Source organism: Actinomadura sp. BRA 177 (genome assembly GCF_013372625.1).
Taxonomy (GTDB): domain Bacteria; phylum Actinomycetota; class Actinomycetes; order Streptosporangiales; family Streptosporangiaceae; genus Spirillospora.
Genome location: NZ_JABXFD010000554.1, coordinates 1 through 2682, shown reverse-complemented (window position 1 = coordinate 2682; position 2682 = coordinate 1). Strand labels below are relative to the sequence as shown.

The window sequence follows — 2682 nt, the reverse complement described above, 5'->3', positions numbered from 1 at the left end:
GCCGCGGCCTCGGCGATCGCGCCCGGCCGCGCTGCCCGCACGCCGGTCAGCTCGCTGATGCGCACTCCGCCGAGTCTGTGACGCCCGCTACCGTGTGTCAATCAGTCGGAGTCGGAGAGTATCTCCACGACCTGGCGCGCCGTTTCGGTCGGCAGCGGCGGCGGCAGCCCCTTCCACTTGCGGGACGCGGCCACCGCCGCGGCGCCCGCCCCGCCGCCGTAGACCGCGGCGGCGACGAAGGACGCCAACTCGGGCGGCAGCTTCTTCTCCAGCAGCAGCACGTTCATCCGGTACGTGGCGGCGGTCGCGAGCATGCCGAAGGCCCCGGCGACGGCGCCCAGCCGCAGCGCCGGGATGCGCTGCCGGGCCTTGTCCACCATCTCCTGCTGCGCGGCGTCGACCACCCGCCGGGCGAGCACGAGGTTCTGCTCCAGCGGGCCGTCGACCTCCGCGGGTTCGCTCGACTCCGTCATGACCTCCGGCTTACCCGCAGGCAAGGAAAGGAACCCGGAGAGGAATGTGTCACCGTCCGTAACTTTGCGAGTGCTGTAGGTTGCCGAGCGGATCCCGCCCCGTCCCCAGAGCCGACAGAGAGGCCGGTCGATGCAACCGTTCGAGCTGCCCGACTTCTACGTCCCGTACCCCGCGCGCCTGAACCCGCATCTGGCGGGCGCGCGGACGCACACCATGGCGTGGGCCCGCGAGATGAAGATGCTGGACGACGACCGGGACCCCGGCACTCCCGACATCTGGGACGAGGCCGCGCTCGAAGCGATGGACTACGCGCTCCTCTGCGCCTACACCCACCCCGACTGCGACGGACCCGAACTCGACCTCATCACCGACTGGTACGTCTGGGTGTTCTACTTCGACGACCACTTCCTGGAGGTGTTCAAGAAGCCCCGCGACCAGGACGGCGCCCGCGCCTACCTCGACCGGCTGCCGCTGTTCATGTCGCTCGACCCGCCCGAACCGGTGAACGCCGTCGAACGCGGTCTCGCCGACCTGTGGGAGCGGACCGTCCCGTCCAAGTCGGACGCCTGGCGCGACCGCTTCTCCGTCAGCACGCTGAACCTGCTGCGCGAATCGCTGTGGGAACTGTCCAACATCAGCACCGGGCGGCTGCCGAACCCGGTCGAGTACATCGAGATGCGGCGCAAGGTCGGCGGCGCGCCCTGGTCGGCGGACCTCGCCGAGCACGCCGCGGGCGTCGAGATCCCCGAGCGCGTTGTCGGAATGCGGCCGCTGCGCGTCCTCAAGGACACCTTCGCGGACGGCGTGCACCTGCGGAACGACATCTTCTCCTACCAGCGCGAAACCGAGTCCGAGGGCGAGGTGAACAACTGCGTCCTGGTGATGGAGCATTTCCTGGGGGTCGCGCCGCAGGCCGCCGCCGACACGGTCAACGACCTGCTGACCTCGCGGCTCCGGCAGTTCGAGAACACCGCCCTCACCGAACTGCCGCACATCGTCGCCGACCACGCGCTCGACCCGTCCGAGCAGGCGAGCGTGGCGGCCTATGTGAAGGCCCTCCAGGACTGGCAGTCCGGCGGCCACGAATGGCACCTGCGCTCCAGCCGCTACATGAACAAGAAGTCCCTCGGAATGTCGGCCGCCCGCATTCCCGCGCTGCTGAAGTCGGCGCGGATCAGCCGGCCGCACGTCCCGTTCCAGAAGGTCGGCCCCACCCCGCTCCCCGAGTTCGACATCCCGTACCCGCCGCGCGTCAATCCGCACCGCGACCGCGCCGGTCGCAACGTCGTGCTGTGGGCGCGCGAAATGGGCATGTTCGCGCCGCATCCGCGGCTGCCGGTACCGGTGTGGTCGGCCGAGCGGCTCACCGGAATGGCGCTGGAGATCTGCGCGGCGTCCCTGAACCCGGACGCGAGCGCCGAGGGCCTCGACCTCGCCACCCAGTGGCTGGCCTTCGGCACCTACGGCGACGACTTCTTCCCCGCCGTCTTCAACCGCGACCGCGACATGGCCGGGGCGAAGCTGTTCAACGCCCGCGTCCCGTCCTTCATGCCGCTGGACTGCGGCGGCACTCCCCCGCCCGAGAACGCCTTCGAGGCCGCCCTCGCCGACCTGTGGCCGCGCACCGCCCTCCCCATGGACGACCGGGGCCGCCGCGAGTTCCGCGCCGCCGTCGAGCACATGGTGGAGAGCTGGGTCTGGGAGCTGAACAACCACGTCCAAGCGCGCGTCCCCGACCCCGTCGACTACGTCGAGATGCGCCGCCACACGTTCGGCTCCGAGATGACGATGGCGCTCGGCCGGATCGACCACTCCCACGAGATCCCGCCGGAGGTGTTCCAGACCCGCACGCTCCGCGAGATCGACGTGTCGGTGATGGACGTCGCCTGCCTGCTGAACGACTGCTTCTCCTACCAGAAGGAGATCGAGTACGAGGGCGAGCTGAACAACGGCGTCCTCGCCATCGAGAACTTCTTCGGCTGCGGCCGCGACGAGGCGCTCCCCATCGTCAACGACCTCATCACGTCCCGCCGCCGCCAGTTCGAGCACCTGGTCGCCCACGAACTCCCGGCACTGGCCGACGACCTCGACCTGGACGGCACCGCCCGCGCGTCCCTCGACGCCTACGCCGGCGAACTCCGCGACTGGATGGCCGGCATCCTCAAATGGCACCGCGAATCCGACCGCTACGACGAGCGCCGCCCGCCC

Annotated in this window: 2 protein-coding genes; one reads left to right on the top strand and one right to left on the bottom strand. The window is 70.1% G+C overall.

Annotated features, from left to right (window positions below; genetic code table 11):
• Positions 1-101 precede the first annotated feature (101 nt).
• The gene (locus tag HUX53_RS31340) at positions 102-473 is read right to left on the bottom strand and encodes a phage holin family protein (protein ID WP_176406827.1); all 372 of its coding nucleotides are present in this window, start codon (positions 471-473) and stop codon (positions 102-104) included.
• 130 nt (positions 474-603) lie between these two features.
• Here HUX53_RS31340 and HUX53_RS31335 point away from each other — a divergent pair.
• On the top strand, positions 604-2682 hold a 2079-nt coding region (locus HUX53_RS31335; RefSeq protein ID WP_176406826.1), incomplete at its 3' end, for a germacradienol/geosmin synthase.

What these genes read in the sequence shown, in the direction of transcription:
- HUX53_RS31340 (WP_176406827.1), bottom strand. Translation starts at nt 473, where the DNA reads ATGACGGAGTCGAGCGAACCCGCGGAGGTCGACGGCCCGCTGGAGCAG.